This is a genomic window from Tatumella sp. UBA2305, from assembly GCF_002345795.1.
GTDB lineage: Bacteria > Pseudomonadota > Gammaproteobacteria > Enterobacterales > Enterobacteriaceae > Tatumella > Tatumella morbirosei.
This window is the reverse complement of record NZ_DDVT01000003.1, coordinates 176,015-195,382: the sequence shown is the minus strand read 5'-3', so window position 1 is coordinate 195,382 and position 19,368 is coordinate 176,015. Positions and strand designations below refer to the sequence as shown.

Genomic DNA, 19,368 nt, shown 5'->3' with positions numbered 1-19,368 from the left:
TTAATGTCCGGCAAAAACAGGCATTAACTGTCAACTTAAAGAATGTAATTGTTCAGCCAGTAATATCAGTGATACGACTATCATTGTTCCGCCTGAAATTTTACTGACTATGCGCGCTGCCTGTGGGCGTGTCGATAACAACCCTCTGGCGGTGTAACCCACGCCGAAATAGATTGATGAACAACTCACAAGATGTAGCCCTCCCAGTAACATCAGTTGCAGACTGACCGGCCACTGCCCGTCAGCCCTGATAAATTGCGGCAGTAGTGCGAGAAATAACAGAAACACTTTGGGGTTCAGGCCGCTGATACACAATCCCCTGGTAGCCCATTGCCGTTGTGTCTGCCTGACGGATGATGTTGTGCTGGTGATATCTGCCGGCTGATGTAACACGTTATAGCCCAGCCAAAACAAGTAGGCAGACCCCGCGAGGGTCAATGTATTGAGCACGGCAGGGTGGCTGGCGACCATGCCTCCCACACCAGCGATCACAATGACTAGCGCCAGAAAATGCCCGGACATTAGCCCGCAGACAGCTGCTGTAATTTTACGACTGTCAATGCCAGAGGCAATAACATATGCCCAGTCTGCTCCGGGGGTGAGACTCAGGAGTAACGAAATCATCCAAAATCCCAAAACCATTTCTGAATTCACCGCATTATCTCCGTTTATGATTTACACTCAGTAGAAGAATACGCTTGTCCGACGGGGATTGATTTTTATAATTACCCCTAAATCATCTAATTACAGGAAGGAAAAACCTCATTGGATACCACAGACAGAAAGATTCTTGCTGAGCTTCAGTTGGATGGTCGTCTTTCTTTGACCGAACTGGCTGACAGAGTGAATTTGAGTCTCTCGCCATGCCATCGCCGGGTCAGAGCCCTCGAGCAGGACGGGGTCATTACTGGCTATCGGGCAGACCTTGATCCAGGTAAGATGGGTTTTAACTTTGTCGCTATTGTGTTCGTCACATTAAAGGAAGGAGATAAAAAAGCGGTCGAGACCTTTGAACGGGCGGTAGCAGATATTCCGCAGATTATCCTGGCGCAGCGTCTGTTTGGTGACCCGGATTATATGATGCAGGTTGTGACTACTGATCTTGCCGCTTTTCGGCAATTATATGATGGCAGGTTGTCAGCAATGCCTGGTGTTCTGCACCTTCGCTCAACATTAGTGATGAAAACAGTGGTCCAGGATCGGCCTTATCCGTTAGGGGTTGTTACATGGTAAAGCTGCAATGTCCGGTGACCTTCCAGATAGTTTGTCAGGTACTTTGTCACTCTCTGTCAGGTTGCGATTAGAATCATCATCTCAGTTTCCAGCATTGGTACTGTGCACCGGGGTGGTTTACCGATCCCCTGGCGCTTACCAGCCTGCCCTTTATCAGGGAAAGATTTTTAAACCGCTGAATGAAGGGCGATAACACGGTCCTGGTAGGACTCACGGTATCCGTGTGTTGGCCTGAAACATTCTGCGATCACCATGACTTCACTCCGCTATGCAAGCAACCCCCTCATATCGCGGTTTCCAGCCTGATTTAACCTTAGTATTGCGTCGTGGCAGATATCACCCCGTGCGATGAACTTGTAAGATCAGGTAGTGGATAAATATTTTTGCTGTATTATGATCTTTATTGCGATATTTTGCGGTTTTTGGTTTATCTATGCATAAAACAGCCAGGCAGAAGTTACTTATGGAACTGCTTCTCAGAGAGGGGCAGGTGGGGATTCGCCAGTTAGTGGAGCAACTTCAGGTTTCCGCAGATACTGTGCGACGTGACCTGGCAGAACTTGAAAAGAAAGGTCTCGCTCAGAAAAATCATGGCGGGGCCGTGGCTCTTGATCTTTCCGCGATGAGCCGGCATGAACGAAGTGTGCTGATTCCGACGGTCAAGGCAAATCTGGGAAGCTATGTTGCAGATAAAATTCCTGCAGGGTCGACACTATTCCTCGATGCGGGCAGCACAATATTCGCCGTGGCATCAATGCTGAAAGGACCTGCGACGGTAATTACCTCATCACTGGATATCGCGTATCACCTTAGTGACAAACCTGATATTGATCTGATTGTTTTGGGTGGGCAATGGGACAAACAACAACGCTTATTTTCAGGCAGTGCCACACTGACACTGCTGGAAAAATACCGTGCAGACATTGCTATTTTAGGCGCATGTGCGTTGCATGCTGAGTTCGGACTGAGTGCCAGTCAGGAGGGGGATGCAGAGGTCAAACGCGCAATGTTGGCGGCCAGCAGTGAGCACTGGGTGGTGGCCGATCATATGAAGCTCAACCGATGCGAGCCTTATCTGGTCGCTCAACTCACGGAGATTCAACAGCTTTTTTTGAATTCTCCGTGGAATGAGTTTGAAGGGGCAGGTTCGACTCAGGTCAGTATCTCAAACAATTAATGGTATGGAGAAAGCAATGACGACCAAAAGAGACATCAACGTTGCACTGATTGGCTATGGATTCGTAGGTAAGACATTTCATGCACCTTTGATTGCTTCAGTTCCGGGGTTACACCTTCTCGTGGTTTCATCCGGCAGTGAGGATAAAGTCAAAAAAGACTTACCCGCTGTTAAGGTCGTTGCTAAAGCAGAAGCGGTCATCAAAGATCCTGAGGTTGATCTGGTCGTTATCGCATCGCCGAATGATACGCACGCACCGCTGGCAAAGATGGCACTGAACGCGGGTAAACATGTGGTGGTTGATAAACCTTTTACGCTAAACCTGGATGAAGCCAGGGCTCTGGCCCTTCTGGCTAAAGAAAAAAAATTACTGCTCTCAGTCTTTCAGAACAGACGCTGGGATAGTGATTTCCTCGGCATCCGAAAGGCGATCGATTCCGGAATGATTGGTCAGGTGAAGCACTTCGAATCTCATATAGACCGGTTCCGTCCGGAAGTGCGTGACCGTTGGAGAGAGCAGGATTTACCCGGCAGTGGATTATGGTTTGATATCGGCCCCCATATTGTTGATCAGGCTTTACAGATTTTCGGCTTACCCGACTCTGTCTCCGGCGATTTAGCCATTCTGCGTCCGGGCGCCAGCATTAATGACTGGGCTCATGTCACCCTGAGCTATCCCGGGCATAAGGTCATTCTTCATGCCTCAATGCTCGCTGCCGGAGGTGTGTCTCGTTTTACGGTGCACGGTGATAGAGGCAGTCTGATTAAACAAAATGCGGATCAGCAGGAGAAACAGCTAATTGCAGGCATATTCCCGGGTTCTGAGGAGTGGGGGAATGACGGTGATGACCTGGTTGTTTTTGATGGCCATCAACAAAAAACCAGGGTACAAACTCCGCGGGGAGATCAGCGTCAGTACTATCTTCAGGTTTATGATGCATTAAGCCACGGAAAAGCTAATCCGGTATCGCCGGTTCAGGCGATTGCTGTGATGGCGGTACTGGAAGCTGCTGTGAAATCATCTGACACAGGTACTGTGCAGAAGGTGGGGTTAACTGAAGATGAAGTGGCAGAGTTTCATAAAAACTAACTCTCAATGCTGACGGGCTGAACTCTGAAACGAAAAAAGCACACCGCTGTTTATAACAACGGGGTGCTCTTTTCTGAATGGGTGGGTCGTGCAGGATGACTCGCTTCGCTCGCCCTGCGGGCCGTTGTTAAACAACGTTGTCTCACTGCGTTCGACCCGAACCTGCGGCAGGTTCTCATCCTGCACGTTTTATTTCTGTGCCCAGAAACGAAAAAAGCACCCTGAAGGGTGCTCTTTTCTGAATTGGTGGGTCGTGCAGGATTCGAACCTGCGACCAATTGATTAAAAGTCAACTGCTCTACCAACTGAGCTAACGACCCGAGTGGTGGGTGATGACGGGTTCNNCTACCAACTGAGCTAATCACCCCCGCTGTGTGGAGTCGCATTATAGGGATAGTTGAATATGAGTCAACGATTTTTCTGAGGAAAATGTTTGTTCGTCTTAAATTTAGCCATCATGCGGGGTTTTCAGGCAGAATGTTTATTTTTTTACCGGAATGAAAAGATTAAACGCGCCGATACTGCGAGCAATGATTGAGGATTCACTGCCAGGTGTTAAAATGAAGCCACTGAATTCCGCTTTTTTTTCTGGTTTTTGGCGTTTGTGATCGAAAACCCGCGTCCTAAGGCAATGTTTAATGAAGATTAAGACTCGTTTTGCGCCAAGCCCTACCGGCTATCTCCATGTCGGTGGTGCACGTACTGCCCTTTATTCCTGGTTATATGCCCGCCACAATAAAGGTGAATTTGTTCTGCGTATTGAAGATACCGACCTGGAACGTTCAACCCCGGAAGCGATAGAAGCAATTATGGACGGTATGAACTGGCTGAGTCTCGACTGGGATGAGGGTCCTTATTACCAGACCAAACGTTTTGACCGCTATAACCAGGTGATCGATGAGATGCTGGACGCGGGCACTGCGTATAAATGCTATTGCTCAAAAGAGAGGCTGGACGCGTTGCGTGAGCAACAGATGGAAAACGGTGAAAAACCACGTTATGACGGTCATTGCCGTGACAGCCATGAACATCACAGTGATGGTGAACCTTGTGTGGTGCGCTTTCGTAACCCACAGGAAGGGTCGGTTATCTTTGATGATCAAATTCGCGGGCCGATCGAATTTAGCAACCAGGAACTGGATGATTTAATCATTCGCCGTACCGATGGTTCACCGACCTATAATTTCTGTGTCGTCATTGATGACTGGGATATGCAGATTACCCATGTGATTCGTGGTGAAGACCATATCAACAATACCCCGCGTCAGATAAATATATTGAAAGCGATTGGTGCTCAGGTACCAGTGTACGCACATGTCTCAATGATTCTTGGAGACGACGGTAAGAAGTTGTCCAAGCGTCATGGCGCGGTAGGGGTGATGCAATATCGTGATGACGGCTATCTGCCGGAAGCCTTACTCAATTATCTGGTGCGTATGGGATGGGCTCATGGTGACCAGGAAATCTTTTCCATTGCAGAAATGACTGAGTTATTCCGTCTGGAATCAGTGAGCAAATCGGCCAGTGCGTTCAATACCGAAAAACTTCAGTGGCTGAACCATCACTATATTAACAACCTGCCGGCTGAATATGTGGCGACTCAACTGCAATGGCATATTGAGCAGCAGAATATTGACACCAGCACCGGCCCTGAACTGGCTGAACTAGTGAAATTGCTGGGTGAACGTTGTAAAACACTCAAAGAAATGGCCGAAAGCTGCCGTTACTTCTATGAAGACTTTGATGAGTTTGACGCAGATGCAGCGAAAAAACATCTGCGACCTGTCGCCCGTCAGCCTCTGGAGTTGGTGGCTGAGAAACTGGCAGCAGTAACCGACTGGACCGCTGAAAATGTGCATCAGGCGATTCAGGATACTGCCACCCAGTTAGAGGTAGGTATGGGAAAAGTAGGCATGCCGTTACGTGTTGCGGTTACAGGTGCAGGACAGTCACCGGCACTGGATGTCACGGTGACTGCAATTGGTCGTAAACGTAGTATCGAACGCATCGGTAAGGCACTGAACTATATCAGCGAACGCGAAGCACAGTCATAACAAGCCGTCTGCGGCTTGGCACCGGGAGCCTGCGGGCTCCGGTGTTTTCTATTCCCGTGCATCAATTTCCAGCCGTTTCAGCACTCCTTTAATTCCTTCACGTAACAACAAAGCACTGAACTGATCTTTTTCATGGGTATTCATCTGACTGATGCTGCTTAATAACAAGCTGGCAAGAGTGTCATTGGCCGCAAAATACTGGCCACTCGGTTCGGCAACATGGCGGATAGCATGCAGAAACGAAGTGACATTTTCGTCGATATGAATAAGCCGGGCTTTACCACCCTGTACGCCAGGTTTCGGTAGTGTTGACCAGCCTTCACGTTTAATCCATTTATTAATTGTCTGGCGGCTGTAACCTGTTTCCAGCGCCAATTCTTCCGGAGTCATCCATTCCTTTTTCACGGTATTTCCCTTTCGTGGTTAATGTAACAATGGCATTTTACAATGAAAGGTAACGTGAACCTTAAAAAAAGAAAAGATTTTCACTCGACTGCTATGTGCCGTTTCACCTTTTTTGTGGTGAATGCCGGTAATTCACCCTGTGAATGTGGCTGACTGTGGACGATGATGGTGTCTTTTTCAGCAATCAGACACAGATTCGTAATTTGCCGTTGACACCTACCGACCGGTTTCATATTATGCCGTCCGTCAGGTTGACCCTGACAACTTTTCGGCCTGGGGGTATAGCTCAGCTGGGAGAGCGCTTGCATGGCATGCAAGAGGTCAGCGGTTCGATCCCGCTTATCTCCACCAAACTCTTTAGTTTTAGAGTTCAGGCACCGAAAAGATTCCAGATGTGGGGGTATAGCTCAGCTGGGAGAGCGCTTGCATGGCATGCAAGAGGTCAGCGGTTCGATCCCGCTTATCTCCACCATTTCTGCACTATTTTTTATAACTTCCTTTCGTTTCTATACCCTGTTATCGACATTTTCTGTTTGTTCACGAATAGTTGATTGCGACTGTTAATCAGCTATCACCACTACGTTTACTTCAGTTTTCCTCCCACTTACAACTCATAAAATTTTACCGATCAATTGTTGTAATATTAAGGTTATTTACTACATTTAACAGCAGGTTAATTGTGCCGGGAGCACTCCATGAAAGTGAAGGGAATTAACGAAGGTTTCTTTGTACTGCTGCTGCTTCTGAGTACACTGGCCTTCTGTATGGTACTTAAGGCTTACTACTCATCTATATTTTGGGGCGTGATCCTCGCGCTGTTGTTTTATCCGCTCAAAACCCGGATCCGTAAGGCCCTGGGAGATAAGAACGGACTCGCTGCTTTTCTGACTCTGCTGATAATCTGCCTGATAGTGTTCATTCCTTGTGTGATTGTCATGACTTCACTGGCTTATGAAGGTAATGAGCTGTACAACAATATTCAGCAAAATAATCAGGCGTTGACTACGTCAATTACCAACGCTTTAAATCATTTGCCTGGTTTTGTTCAGGATTTCCTGAACCGGTATGATCTGAATAACGTTGATAAATTACAGCAAAAGATTTCCGGACTGGCGATGCAGGGTAGCAGAACCATTGCCGGCAGTGCGTTGGTGATAGGCCAGGGGACCTTCAGTTTCACCGTTGGGTTTGCGATCATGCTATATCTGCTGTTTTTCTTCCTGAAAGACGGTTCTTATCTGATCAACCTGATGCTGGATTCTTTACCGCTCACTGATTATGTAAAACATCATCTGTTCAAAAAACTGGCCGCGGTATCTAAAGCGACAGTCAAAGGCACCGTAGTGGTGGCTCTGGTTCAGGGGGCATTAGGTGGTCTGGCTTTTTGGTTCCTTGGCGTGCAGGGAAGTGTATTGTGGGGCGCGTTAATGGCTTTCCTGTCATTGGTGCCCGCCATTGGTTCGGCAATTATCTGGGTACCTGTGGCTATTTATTTTCTGGCCGCGGGTCCGTTGTGGAAAGGTATTTTTCTCGTCGTGTTTTTTGTGGTGGTTATCGGACTGGTAGATAACATATTACGTCCGTTACTGGTCGGTAAAGAGACCAGAATGCCGGATTATCTGGTGCTGATTGCTACTCTCGGTGGTATGGAATGGTTTGGGATTAATGGGTTTGTTATCGGTCCATTGATTGCGGCTCTGTTTATTGCCTGCTGGAATCTGTTATCTGGTCGCGATAATGAAGAAAACTCTGATCAACTTGATGCCGGATTTATCGCTGAAGGGGAGGAGGAAAAACAACATCAGGAAGAGAACAATAAACAAGAACAGCCGGGAACGGCTGGCTAACCACCAAAAATGCCTGATGCCTGTCGGAAGCCCATGTTTACATGGGTTTTTTTTTCGTTTCAATCAATCTCAGCTTTATCACCGGAGTTGAAATATCCTGCAGCAATTGATGTTATAGCATCGTATAAAGCACGTATCGATAAAAAATAGATGAATTTGAAGCCAGTGAATGTCAGGGAATCAAAATTGTAATCCGTGGTTATCAGGCTGGTGACCGCTGATAACCACGGATTACAGCTCTGGCGGGCTGAATTATGAGCCGGTTAACCGGTGAGGGATGAAGATGATGGTATTTAGGCAATGGTATGAAAATATTAATTATTTGCAGAGATAATATCGGGGATTTGATCATGATTACCTCGTTGATTGCTTCCCTTGCCCACATTTTGGTGGAACAGTTGATGAACTGGTGAATACTTATCATCAGGCGGTACTGAAGAATAATCCTCATATCGGCACCGTACATCTGTACAGTAAATTGCACTATCGTCACAGCGGGCAGTCCTCACCCGGTGTGATATTTAACCGGTTAAAAACGTCGTTGCAGCTGCATCGTGCAGGTTATGATGTGGTCATTATTGCCAAAGAACACTGGGATAAGCGGCCTTTATAGTGGGCAAGATTCTCTGGTGCTAAAAGAATTATCGCTGTTGGTAATCAGGCACCTTCAGCCATTACTGATTTAATTCCAAAACATTGTTGAACCGCTTTTGCAACTGGCGCAGCCTCCGGGAGTCTCGTTGCCGCCTGCCGGGCTGGAACTCTATCACGGAGAAGAAGAGGTCTCTGTATTGCGTCAGCGCATCGAGTCCACCGAAGGATTACCGGTATACGGGGTTCAGAACAGTGTGCGTAAACCCGGTTAACGTTGACAGACAGAAAAATTTATCCGGTTCATACATGAAATTGCCGCACAACATCCGTGTCAGTTCCTGCTGTTCTGGTTACCGGGAACGGCAGATAATAAAAGCCATCCGGGAGATGATGAGAAAGCCAGAGAGATTCTGGAGCATGGCACCGATATTAAGGTGACCGCGGAACATACCGCGGGATTACGTGAACTGATAGCCGGAATGTCAATACCTGCAAATTCTGACCAGTGACGGTGGAGCATTGCATGTGGCCGCCGGCATTAATGTGCCGATGGTCACCATGTTTGGTTACAGCGATGCCAGGTTTTGGGGGCAGTGGGGAATTCCATCGGAAATGCTGGAGATGCCGGGTCAGGATGTTGCACAACTTACCGCTAACGGCACAGCCGGCGATGGCAGCCAAAAAAAACGGGGCAACCAGAGCCCCGCATTTCTTTTGGCAGTTACCAGGCCAGTACCAGGCCGGCAATTGCAGCGGAAAGCAGGCTGACCAGGGTTGAGCCATAAAGTAATTTCAGTCCGAAGCGTGAAACCACATTTCCCTGCTCTTCGCTTAAGCCTTTAATCGCACCGGCAACAATCCCGATAGAAGAGAAATTAGCAAAAGAGACCAGGAAAACCGACAGGATGCCTTCTGAGCGTGGAGTGAGTTGTCCTGCCATTTTTTGCAAATCCATCATTGCCACGAATTCGTTAGAGACCAGTTTGGTCGCCATCACACTGCCGACTTTTAATGCTTCATCAGCCGGAACACCAATAACCCAGGCAAAGGGATAGAACAGATAGCCCAGCACGCCCTGGAAGCTGATGCCAAAAATAGTGCTAAACAGAGCATTAATCGCAGAAATCAGAGCGATAAAACCTATCAGCATGGCGGCCACGATGATAGCGACACGGAAACCGGCAATAATATACTCGCCCAGCATTTCGAAGAAACTCTGTCCTTCATGGGTGTTTTTCAGTTGTAAATCTTCTTCCTGATCCACTTTGTACGGGTTAATCAGTGATAACACGATAAAGGTGCTGAACATATTCAGGATCAGTGCTGCAACCACATATTTCGGTTGCAGCATAGTCATATATGCGCCAACGATGGACATCGAAACGGTAGACATCGCAGTGGCTGCCATAGTGTACATACGGTTCTTAGACATCTTGCCCAGAATATCTTTATACGCAATAAAGTTCTCTGACTGACCAAGAATCAGGGAACTGACGGCGTTAAATGATTCCAGCTTACCCATCCCGTTAATTTTGGACAGTAGGGTACCAATTGCCCGTATCACCAGCGGCAGAATTCGGAAATGCTGCAAAATACCGATCAAAGCAGAAATAAAGACAATAGGACATAAAACATTGAGGAAGAAGAAGGCCATGCCTTTGTCATTCATGCCTCCGAACACAAAATTTGTACCTTCTGCGGCATATTTCAATAGTGTGTCAAAAAACGCGGCAAACCCTTTTACAAAACCCAGGCCAGCTTCCGAGTTGAGGAAAAACCATGCCAGCAGCACTTCAATCACCAGTAACTGAGCCACGTAACGTAAGCGAATCTTTTTCCTGTCCTTACTTACCAGCAGGCAAAGTACGGCAACCACCACCAATGCCAGAATAAAATGGAAAATTTGTGACATACAGACTCCAAGTTTGAGGAGAGTTATATTTTGTTATGTATTCTATGAAACGTTACATATAAAAACGAGAGCAAAAACCCATTATAAGTAAGAGATCTCGTTAATTTTCTGAAAATTGTTGCTCTGTACTCACTTTTCGGCGGCGGTGGTTATTTTTTGGTATGTGGAATGTTGTGGACATTTTTCTGACCGATGGCCGTACAGTTAACGTCCTGCTAAGCTCCAAAAAGCGATTGCTCAAATTTTGTTAATCAGGTAACGTTGCTGACTGATTTATAGCAATGGCTATACTTTTTAGCATAGTCTATTGAATCGATAAATATTACCGATTTAACGGCTCTGTCCGGGACAGGTAAAGTGACGAAATCACAGAGAATTACGGGGATGTCAGATGTCAGAAGGTCAGACCGCCGACAGTAACAAGAGGCAGAGAAAAGTTAAGCTCGCGTTGATGGGCCCTGCATTTATTGCGGCAATCGGCTATATCGATCCCGGTAATTTCGCCACAAATATTCAGGCAGGCGCCAGTTACGGCTATCAGTTACTTTGGGTGGTCGTCTGGGCCAATATTATGGCTATGCTGATCCAGTTGTTATCAGCAAAGCTGGGGATTGCGACCGGGAAAAATCTGGCGGAACATATTCGTGATCGTTTTCCACGCCCTGCTGTCTGGTTCTACTGGGTGCAGGCTGAACTGATTGCGATGGCGACGGATTTGGCTGAGTTTATCGGCGCAGCGCTGGGTTTCAAATTGTTGTTCGGCGTTACCCTGTTGCAGGGGGCTATTATAACCGGAGTCGCAACTTTCCTGATTCTGATGTTGCAGAGCCGGGGTCAGAAGCCACTGGAGTGGGTGATAGGCGCAATGTTGTTGTTTGTTGCCGGGGCGTATGTAGCAGAAATGTTTTTTTCCCAGCCTAATCCCGGCGGACTCCTCCGTGGCATGGCATTACCTGTATTGCCGGATTCTAACGCACTGTATCTGGCCGCCGGGGTACTTGGAGCGACCATTATGCCGCACGTCATTTACCTCCACTCGGCGCTGACCCAACAGGATGATGGTGCCAGTAAAAAGCAGCGTTATGCCTCAACCAAACTCGATGTCGCCATTGCTATGACGATTGCCGGATTTGTCAATCTGGCAATGATGGCCACAGCTGCTGCCGTGTTCCATTTCAATGGTCATACCGGAATTACCGAACTTGATGAAGCTTACCTGACACTGAAACCTCTGCTGGGAAGTGCTGCTGCCCTGGTATTCGGTCTGAGCCTCGTGACTGCCGGTTTATCTTCTACTGTCGTAGGGACTTTGGCAGGGCAGGTCGTCATGCAAGGCTTTGTTCATTTTACTATACCGTTATGGGTTCGCAGGGTAGTCACGATGCTGCCATCATTTATTGTTATTTTTGCCGGAATGGACCCCACCAGGGTACTGGTTCTGAGCCAGGTATTCCTGAGCTTCGGTATTGCACTGGCATTAATCCCCCTGCTGGTTTTCACCGGCAACCGGCAATTAATGGGCGCACTCACCAATAAAAGAAAAACGCATATCACCGGTATTGTGATTGTGGTTCTGGTCATTGTGCTAAATGTGGTTGTGCTGAGTGGAGAGATACCGGAGATGTTCTGACAGGCCTTTATATGCCGGGCGACTATGGTTACCGCCCGGCAGACGAAACCATGATATAGTGTTTTTTTTTCCGGTTTTATACCTTTATTTTGTTGCAGCCATGCGCGGTTCTGCCAGTGATTATTCAGCATCTTACCTATGTGCATTGGCTGGCAGGCGAGGTATGGTAGATGACTGTGAAAATGATGAACTAATTTCACCTGGTTACCGGTGACCAGCAGATTTGAAGAAGGCGAACCCGTCTTCACCATTAATTACCCCCAAGCGGAGTAGCATAAGAATGACAAACTATGCCTTGGTCGGCGATGTAGGCGGAACTAACGCCCGTCTTGCGTTGTGTGATGTGACTGACGGCAGCGTCTCGCAGGCCAAAACCTTTTCAACCGATGATTATCAGAGCCTGGAAGATGTTATCCGTGAGTATCTGGCGGATCAACAAGCTATCACCTGTGCATGTATCGCCATCGCCTGTCCGGTGAAAGATGACTGGATTGAAATGACTAATCATAGCTGGGCGTTTTCTATCAGCGAGATGAAACAGAATCTCGGGCTGGAACATCTGGAAGTGATTAACGATTTCACTGCGGTCTCCATGGCCATCCCGATGCTAAGCAATGATGATGTCATCCAGTTCGGTGGTAGTGAACCGGTGAAAGATAAACCTATTGCTATCTATGGTGCCGGGACAGGATTGGGAGTGAGCCATCTGGTACATGTCAACAAACGCTGGGTCAGTTTGCCAGGTGAGGGTGGGCATGTTGACTTCACCTGCGGGACCGAAGAAGAAGACATGATCATGAGTGTTCTTCGTGCCGAACGTGGCAGAGTTTCAGCTGAACGGGTACTCTCAGGTAAAGGTCTGGTAAATATCTACCGGGCTATTGTCATTTCTGACAGTCGTGTGCCTGAACGACTGCTCCCACAGGACGTGACCGAACGCGCACTCTCCGGTAGCTGCACAGACTGTCGGCGTGCGCTGTCACTGTTTTGTGTCATCATGGGGCGTTTCGGTGGAAATCTGGCACTGACCCTTGGGACTTTCGGTGGCGTATATATTGCCGGGGGAATTGTGCCACGTTTCCTGGAGTTCTTTAAAGCTTCCGGTTTTCGGGCTGCATTTGAAGACAAAGGACGTTTCCGTTCTTACGTACAGGACATTCCGGTCTATCTGATTACACATGACCAGCCCGGACTGCTGGGGGCAGGCGCCCATATGCGTCAGACTCTGGGGATGGTACTGTAATTTCTGTGTCATTCCTGAGCCGTGTGGTGTTTGCCACACCGGCCAGGAATGCATTCTGCTACAAATGCATCAGCTGACGAAATTCTTTGACCTTACTGCGGCTGACTGGGATCTGAAACTCCAGTTCCCGTAATTTAAGAATATAAGTATTGTTAAACCACGGCTCTATTTCGCTGATTTGATTCAGGTTTACGCAATATGATCGGTGGCAGCGAAAAAACTGACTCTCTGGCAGTCTCTGACAAAACTCACTAATACTCATCGACATAATAAACTGATCCCGTCGGGTGTAGACGATGGTGAGTTTTTCGTGCGCTTCTGCGTAACAAATATCGTGAATATCCGTCACGATGATCCTGTCATCTTTTACCAGGTTGATAGTCTGCTGTATTGTCGAATGATTTTGCGCAGAGATAGCATTTTGCTGGTGATGCCAGCCAGCTTCCAGCTTATTCAGCATGCTGATGATTCGGGATTCCTGATAGGGTTTCAGAATATAATCAAAAGCATCCAGCTCAAAGGCTTCCACGGCATGCTCTTTCCAGGCCGTAATAAACACAATCAGAGGCTTAATCGCAAACTGACTGATATTTTTTGCCAGTAGCATGCCGTCAAGTGATGGAATGTTAATATCCAGAAAAATAACATCTGTCTGATGTTGTTGAAGATACTTAAGAACATCCAGACCGTCAGTAAAACAGGCTTCAATGCTGATGTGACTGTACTGTTGTATCATCCAGCTGAGTTCCTGCTGGGCCAGGTACTCATCTTCGACAATGATAGCCTTCACGTTACATTCTCCGTACTGAATTGTCTTTTACTGTTGTCTGCCACACTGGAAGGGGAGGTTTTGCTGACAGTAAAACTGATTTCGGTGCCAGGGGATAGGCGGCGAATTTTCAGACCCTCTCCGTATAGCAATCTGACCCGATGATGAACGTTTAGCAAACCAATCTTATTACCTGGCATTTCGTTATTCGCCACTCTGCGGATGACTTCCTCGCTGATACCTTCCCCGGTATCCCTCACTGAGATGAGGACGTTATCTTCACAATCTCCCTGGCGGATAGTTATGGTCACCACGCCTTTTCCCTGGGTCCGCTGAATTCCATGGACAATGGCATTTTCAACCAGTGGCTGGATAAGCAGGCTCGGGATTTTACAGGAAATTTCTTCATCGATGTCATAGATTATCGATAGCTTGTCGCCAAACCTGGCTTGCTCGATAGCAATATAATCCATTACCTGGTACAGCTCTTTCCTGATATCAATCACTTCATCATCACTAAGTTCCAGGTTGTAGCGCAGATAGCGCGACAAGTTAATGACTAACTGACGGGCAGTATCCGGATTCATGCGGATTGACGAGGAGATAGCATTTAGTGCATTAAACAGAAAGTGCGGGTTGATTTTACTCTGCAGGGCGCGCAATTCGGCTTTATTTGCCATCTCACGTAACTGCTCAGCCCGGGAGACTTCCAGTTGTGTTGAGATGATTTGTGATAAACCGACGGCCATCTCTTTCAGTGAACCCGTAATCCGGTGTGCCCGACGGTAATAAATCTTCAGGGTGCCGGCAACCTCACCTTTTTCCCGCAGTGGTATCACCAAAATAGAGTGGATATCCCGCGTCCGGTTGGCTTCATCATTATTACGAATAATAATTTTTCCGCTGGTAATCGCGAGCGTGGTGGTGGTGCTCAGACCAATATTGCCGGTCTGATACTGCTCTTCACCATAACCGACGTAAGCAAGAATTTCCTGGCGATTGGTCAGTGCTACCGCATCGGCATTGATATCGTGGCGAATAATTTCGCAGACCTGGCGTAATGACTGGCTGTTGATGTTCCTGAATAATGGCAGAGTTTTATTGGCAATATCCAGGGCCAGTTTCGCCTGACGTGCCGCCTGCGCTTCACGCTCTCCCTCAACGCTTTGTACCAGCAATACAATCAGCCCGATGCTGGTCGCACCCAGAATCATTGGCAGCGCAATTTCACTGACAATTTCTATGCCCAGACTGGTGGGGCGGGCCAGTAATACAATCAGGATCATTGTCAGGCTTTCACATAACATGCCACAGAGGATACCAACGCTCCAGCGCCGTGATTTTTCGATATGCCTGTATATGAGCCCGGAGACCACACCCGCCAACACACTGGTTATCAGGCAGGGCAGGGCGGTCACACCGTGAACATCGATTAAAAACCGGTGTAATCCGGCTATGACCCCGGTGGTAATGCCTACCCAGGGCCCAAACAAGATTCCCCCGGACATGACCGCAATGATTCGCACATTGAGCAGCGACCCATCCACATTGATTCCGGTCCAGGTGCTAAACAGCGCAAACAGAGAAAAGATGGCTGTTACGGCCATTTTTTCTGGCACGGTATAATCATCTTTTTGTAACAGTTGGCGGAAGGGCGCTGCACGGGTCAGAAAAAACAGGCAGATCAGCATTAATGCTGCACGGTCAAAAACCGCCAGTAACTTATCCAGATGGAGGAACATCGCGGCGGGCCTTAGGTGAAAAAACAACAAAACAGGCAGTTATGATAGAAAAATTCCCTGTCCTGCACCAGCGCTTCACCTGGATAATTTGCGTAAAACAAAATCAGGATCAATTCCGGGTTATCGGTTAAAAAATATCTGTATCGTCTGAAGAGCATTTGCTGGACAAACACTGAACCCGGCAGGTATGTTGATTTTACTCCATTCGGAGTGCGTCGCTCGGACGGTCCGGGCGCTAACGTTTAACGGAGTTTTTTATGTCAGATAATCAGCCAGTCCGTCGTTTTACCCGTATTGATCGCCTGCCTCCTTATGTTTTCAATATCACCGCAGAATTAAAAATGGCTGCCCGTCGTCGGGGCGAGGATATTATTGATTTCAGTATGGGGAATCCGGATGGCCCTACACCACCACATATTGTCGAAAAACTCTGTCAGGTCGCACAGCGCGAAGATACCCATGGTTATTCCACCTCCAAAGGTATTCCCCGGTTACGCAGAGCGATTTCCCGCTGGTATGCAGATCGTTATCAGGTAGATATCGATCCAGAATCTGAAGCCATTGTGACTATTGGTTCGAAAGAGGGGCTGGCACACCTGATGCTGGCTACACTGGATCACGGTGATACCGTACTGGTACCTAACCCAAGTTACCCGATTCATATCTATGGCGCGGTTATTGCCGGTGCACAGGTGCGTTCGGTACCGCTGGTATCCGGCGTTGATTTCTTTGCAGAACTTGAGCGGGCCATCCGTGAAAGTTATCCAAAACCGAAAATGATGGTTCTGGGATTCCCGTCAAACCCGACAGCACAGTGTGTTGAGTTGGACTTCTTTGAGCGGGTTGTTGCTCTGGCTAAACAATACAATGTGCTGGTGATACATGATCTGGCCTACGCAGATATCGTTTACGATGGCTGGAAAGCACCTTCAATTATGCAGGTTCCTGGTGCCCGTGACGTTGCTGTCGAGTTCTTTACGCTGTCGAAAAGTTACAATATGGCCGGTTGGCGAATTGGATTTATGGTGGGCAATAAGGAGCTGGTTTCGGCGCTGGCAAGGATTAAAAGCTACCATGACTATGGTACCTTTACCCCGTTACAGGTTGCGGCGATAGCGGCACTTGAAGGAGATCAGCAATGTGTCCGTGATATTGCCGAACAATATAAGCGTCGTCGCGATGTGCTGGTGAAAGGGTTGCATGATGCTGGCTGGAGGGTGGAAAACCCGAAAGCATCGATGTATGTCTGGGCAAAAATTCCAGAGCATTATGCCCATCTCGGATCGCTGGAGTTTGCTAAGCTGCTGCTTGAAGAAGCAAAAGTGTGCGTTTCCCCCGGAATCGGCTTTGGCGATTATGGTGATACTCATGTCCGGTTTGCTCTGATAGAGAACAGTGATCGCATCCGCCAGGCGGTGCGTGGCATCAAAAACATGTTCCGTGCCGCAGGATTGGCTCCCCAAAATAGCAGTGAAACTGTCTCTCCGGAGAGTTCAGCGCCCTGATAGTTTTGCTCAGGGGAGAATCCCCTGAGCTTCCCCGGTTTGTGCCCCAAATGAATCTTCTCTGACAGCCACAGGCCACTAGTGTGGTCGTTACAGCTGGTAACTTCGCTACATCAATCGTTGTGGTTTTGAAAATTAATTAAAATCTGTTTTTCCCCCTGCAGTCCTGGCTTTAAAATTAACTGTATTTCTCTTTGCTACGGCATTTTTCCGGCAGGAGTGAGAAAATCAGCCAGGTAATACTCTGACAATTAAAGCAAATCAGGATACATTAACGGGGAGCATATCACGGGCGGTGTCAGGAGCCTGTTGTTCCGGGCAGTCTTTACAGGTCTGATACCGGTATCTACTACTCTCCGGAAGGGAGCTGGATAATGAAAACATTATTAATGGCTATTGATCGCCAGGCCTCAATGGCGGAAAAAATTATCAGAACCACCCTGGATCAGGCTCAGGCGCATCAGGCGTCGGTGGTTATTGTGTGTTGTGTGATGTCTGATGATATTTCCGGCAGCCAGCCGATAGAAATTGATACTGCAGAGAGCGGGTCATTGTTGCTGAATGCCAGAGACAGCCAGAATTCGGCAGAACAGATGCTGCGCTTTGCGCTGTATCCGTTTGCTCAGGCTGGAATTCCCGCTCGCGGATTGATCTGCAGTGGCGAACCGGCTACCACCATAGTCGAACAGGCTGATCGTATACAAGCCTCAATGATCATTATGGGACGTCGCCATCTTTCTTCTTTCAACCGAATTCTGAAAGGCTCAGTGAGTGCTGCTGTTATTGAACGAGCCCATTGTCCTGTTCTGGTTGATGTTACCCAAGAGACTTCGTCTACGGTATGACCGAAACACTACTCCCTTCTGTCATCAGCCTGATTGTTTTAGGGCTAATACTGACTGTCATTGTCAGAAAGCATCGTCTTTCGCTGGTGGCTGCTATTTTACTGACGATTGTTCCTGTAGTAGCAGGAAATCTGTGGTGGTTTTACGCCTATAAACCACAGCATGATGCTGAACTTTTGGCTCAGCACTCGCTGGCAGAATTATCAGCAATACCCGGTTACCGGATTCTGAAACAGCAGGAACCGAAACTCTGGTCGGTTTTGCAGCAATCTTTTCTGCGCTCGATAAACCAGGGGATGAGTGTACCCCTCGCCATCGGGCAGTTGCGTGGCATGCTGGCTGATGTGGTGAATCAGCGAATTGGCCGTGCCAGTGACCAGGCGGTTATTGATTATGTCACGGTCAATGTGGACGAAATGATTGCGCTGGAGAAAATCTCACCGGAATACTGCTTTCGCTTTCTGTATCCACAGGTTGAAGGTGGCGTCAATCTGATGCAGGTACTCCCGCAGTCGCTGAATGATCGTGATTCGGCGGCAATGGAACAGTTGTTACTGACCAGCGAAGGGCCTGATAAACCACTCAATAAAACTCTGGCCAGTGAAACGTTGAAACAAGTCGTGAGTACCCTGTACTCACGCTGGGGCGACAAGCTGAAGCAGCTCAATGAGCCGGGTGACACATCTTCTGATCATCAGTCACTGTGCGCGATGACGATTGATTTGTACCAGACCATCCTGAAACTGCCGGCGCCTCAGTCGGCCAACCTGTTACGTATGATGGTCGTCAGTGCAGATTAGTCCCTGAACACTGTCTGCCGGCGGGTGGCAGACAGAAATCTCTGATTTCTCCATCCTGATGTGGGCTTACGGTCTAATCCGATGTGCAACCACCGGAGGAGGGATACATTACTATGCCTGTAAATTTTACTTTTCGGATAACAGTTCTGAACATGACGAAAAATCTTAGAGTTCTCTGTATGGCGGGAGTGCTGAGCACTCTGCTAAGTGGCTGCGCACATCAGTATCCCGGGGGGTACACACAGGTAGACAATGATAAAGCTTCCCACAGTCTGCAGTTTCGTTACAAACCTTCACAGGTCAATCTGACCGCTCTCAACACCACAGTGGCAGATTATTGTCACCAGCATGGTTTTGATAAAGTTGAACCGCTTCCGGAAGAAAACAGCGCCTGGCCAGGAGACAAAACCCGTTGGTTCCAGTGCAATTATTCGGTAGATAATTAACAGCAGCGAAGTCAGGAATACTCGTCACCGGGAAGCAGGGGCAATACTATGATTTTCTCCCACAGGAGTTTTGCAC

At 48.0% G+C, this 19,368-nt stretch carries 19 protein-coding genes, 3 tRNA genes and 1 other RNA gene; 16 read left to right on the top strand and 7 right to left on the bottom strand.

Going from position 1 to position 19,368, the window contains the following annotated elements:
* Positions 1 to 30: 30 nt before the first annotated feature.
* Entirely contained in the window at positions 31 to 654 is a 624-nt protein-coding gene (locus B3Z23_RS02190; protein ID WP_414716447.1) for a LysE family translocator, read from the bottom strand.
* A gap of 111 nt (positions 655 to 765) precedes the next feature.
* Here B3Z23_RS02190 and B3Z23_RS02185 point away from each other — a divergent pair, with 111 nt between their 5' ends.
* From B3Z23_RS02185 to B3Z23_RS02175, 3 genes are all read left to right on the top strand, one after another.
* The gene (locus tag B3Z23_RS02185; RefSeq protein WP_294900974.1) at positions 766 to 1,233 is read left to right on the top strand and encodes an Lrp/AsnC family transcriptional regulator; all 468 of its coding nucleotides are present in this window, start codon (positions 766 to 768) and stop codon (positions 1,231 to 1,233) included.
* Positions 1,234 to 1,666: 433 nt separating this feature from the next.
* A complete protein-coding gene (locus B3Z23_RS02180; protein WP_294900971.1) occupies positions 1,667 to 2,410 on the top strand; it encodes a DeoR/GlpR family DNA-binding transcription regulator in 744 nt (247 codons plus the stop codon).
* A gap of 16 nt (positions 2,411 to 2,426) precedes the next feature.
* Positions 2,427 to 3,500: an oxidoreductase gene (locus tag B3Z23_RS02175; protein ID WP_294900968.1), complete on the top strand. Its 1,074-nt coding sequence runs from the start codon at positions 2,427 to 2,429 to the stop codon at positions 3,498 to 3,500.
* Positions 3,501 to 3,579: 79 nt separating this feature from the next.
* Here the strand turns inward: B3Z23_RS02175 and B3Z23_RS02170 are convergent.
* Both B3Z23_RS02170 and B3Z23_RS02165 read right to left on the bottom strand, forming a co-directional pair.
* A non-coding RNA gene (locus B3Z23_RS02170) (RtT sRNA) lies at positions 3,580 to 3,700 on the bottom strand.
* Positions 3,701 to 3,744: 44 nt separating this feature from the next.
* Positions 3,745 to 3,820 (bottom strand) — tRNA-Lys (locus B3Z23_RS02165).
* Positions 3,821 to 4,138: 318 nt separating this feature from the next.
* On the opposite strand from B3Z23_RS02165, the gene gltX reads away from it, so the two are divergent.
* The gene (gltX, locus tag B3Z23_RS02160; protein ID WP_294900965.1) at positions 4,139 to 5,554 is read left to right on the top strand and encodes a glutamate--tRNA ligase; all 1,416 of its coding nucleotides are present in this window, start codon (positions 4,139 to 4,141) and stop codon (positions 5,552 to 5,554) included.
* Positions 5,555 to 5,602: 48 nt separating this feature from the next.
* Here the strand turns inward: gltX and B3Z23_RS02155 are convergent, their stop codons facing one another.
* Positions 5,603 to 5,959, bottom strand: a complete 357-nt coding sequence (locus B3Z23_RS02155) for a YfeC-like transcriptional regulator (RefSeq protein ID WP_294900962.1) — start codon at positions 5,957 to 5,959, stop codon at positions 5,603 to 5,605.
* Between the two features lie 275 nt (positions 5,960 to 6,234).
* Here B3Z23_RS02155 and B3Z23_RS02150 point away from each other — a divergent pair.
* The 6 genes from B3Z23_RS02150 to B3Z23_RS18710 all read left to right on the top strand — a co-directional run bounded on the left by B3Z23_RS02150 (position 6,235) and on the right by B3Z23_RS18710 (position 9,168).
* Positions 6,235 to 6,310, top strand: a tRNA-Ala gene (locus B3Z23_RS02150).
* Positions 6,311 to 6,355: 45 nt separating this feature from the next.
* Positions 6,356 to 6,431, top strand: a tRNA-Ala gene (locus B3Z23_RS02145).
* Positions 6,432 to 6,654: 223 nt separating this feature from the next.
* Positions 6,655 to 7,806, top strand: coding sequence for an AI-2E family transporter (locus tag B3Z23_RS02140; protein ID WP_294900959.1), 1,152 nt, complete (start codon positions 6,655 to 6,657; stop codon positions 7,804 to 7,806).
* Between the two features lie 409 nt (positions 7,807 to 8,215).
* A complete protein-coding gene (locus B3Z23_RS02135) occupies positions 8,216 to 8,419 on the top strand; it encodes a hypothetical protein (RefSeq protein ID WP_294900956.1) in 204 nt (67 codons plus the stop codon).
* Between the two features lie 97 nt (positions 8,420 to 8,516).
* Positions 8,517 to 8,672, top strand: a complete 156-nt coding sequence (locus B3Z23_RS02130; protein ID WP_294900953.1) for a hypothetical protein — start codon at positions 8,517 to 8,519, stop codon at positions 8,670 to 8,672.
* 253 nt (positions 8,673 to 8,925) lie between these two features.
* Positions 8,926 to 9,168: a hypothetical protein gene (locus B3Z23_RS18710; RefSeq protein WP_414716446.1), complete on the top strand. Its 243-nt coding sequence runs from the start codon at positions 8,926 to 8,928 to the stop codon at positions 9,166 to 9,168.
* Here the strand turns inward: B3Z23_RS18710 and B3Z23_RS02125 are convergent.
* Positions 9,122 to 10,312 carry a NupC/NupG family nucleoside CNT transporter gene (locus tag B3Z23_RS02125; protein WP_294900950.1) on the bottom strand — a complete coding sequence of 397 codons (1,191 nt, stop codon included), beginning with the start codon at positions 10,310 to 10,312 and terminating at the stop codon, positions 9,122 to 9,124. The two genes, B3Z23_RS18710 and B3Z23_RS02125, sit on opposite strands and share 47 nt — an antisense overlap.
* A 391-nt stretch (positions 10,313 to 10,703) precedes the next feature.
* On the opposite strand from B3Z23_RS02125, the gene B3Z23_RS02120 reads away from it, so the two are divergent.
* A complete protein-coding gene (locus B3Z23_RS02120; protein WP_294900947.1) occupies positions 10,704 to 11,942 on the top strand; it encodes an Nramp family divalent metal transporter in 1,239 nt (412 codons plus the stop codon).
* 280 nt (positions 11,943 to 12,222) lie between these two features.
* Complete coding sequence (gene glk, locus B3Z23_RS02115; protein ID WP_294900944.1) at positions 12,223 to 13,185, top strand: glucokinase; 963 nt, start codon at positions 12,223 to 12,225, stop codon at positions 13,183 to 13,185.
* Between the two features lie 58 nt (positions 13,186 to 13,243).
* Here the strand turns inward: glk and B3Z23_RS02110 are convergent, their stop codons facing one another.
* Positions 13,244 to 13,975 carry a LytR/AlgR family response regulator transcription factor gene (locus tag B3Z23_RS02110; RefSeq protein WP_294900941.1) on the bottom strand — a complete coding sequence of 244 codons (732 nt, stop codon included), beginning with the start codon at positions 13,973 to 13,975 and terminating at the stop codon, positions 13,244 to 13,246.
* Positions 13,972 to 15,696 carry a sensor histidine kinase gene (locus B3Z23_RS02105; protein WP_294900938.1) on the bottom strand — a complete coding sequence of 575 codons (1,725 nt, stop codon included), beginning with the start codon at positions 15,694 to 15,696 and terminating at the stop codon, positions 13,972 to 13,974. Before B3Z23_RS02105 ends, B3Z23_RS02110 begins: the two co-directional genes overlap by 4 nt.
* Positions 15,697 to 15,953: 257 nt before the next feature.
* Between B3Z23_RS02105 and alaC the strand changes: the two genes are divergently transcribed.
* The 4 genes from alaC (at position 15,954) to B3Z23_RS02085 (ending at position 19,292) form a co-directional block, all read left to right on the top strand.
* Positions 15,954 to 17,201, top strand: a complete 1,248-nt coding sequence (gene alaC / locus B3Z23_RS02100; protein WP_294900935.1) for an alanine transaminase — start codon at positions 15,954 to 15,956, stop codon at positions 17,199 to 17,201.
* 374 nt (positions 17,202 to 17,575) lie between these two features.
* Positions 17,576 to 18,046 (top strand): universal stress protein, encoded by a 471-nt coding sequence (locus tag B3Z23_RS02095; RefSeq protein ID WP_294900933.1) that lies wholly within the window; start codon positions 17,576 to 17,578, stop codon positions 18,044 to 18,046.
* Positions 18,043 to 18,846: a hypothetical protein gene (locus B3Z23_RS02090; RefSeq protein WP_294900930.1), complete on the top strand. Its 804-nt coding sequence runs from the start codon at positions 18,043 to 18,045 to the stop codon at positions 18,844 to 18,846. The genes B3Z23_RS02095 and B3Z23_RS02090 overlap by 4 nt, the downstream gene beginning before the upstream one ends.
* 152 nt (positions 18,847 to 18,998) lie before the next feature.
* Positions 18,999 to 19,292 (top strand): hypothetical protein, encoded by a 294-nt coding sequence (locus B3Z23_RS02085; protein ID WP_294900927.1) that lies wholly within the window; start codon positions 18,999 to 19,001, stop codon positions 19,290 to 19,292.
* Positions 19,293 to 19,368: the final 76 nt, after the last annotated feature.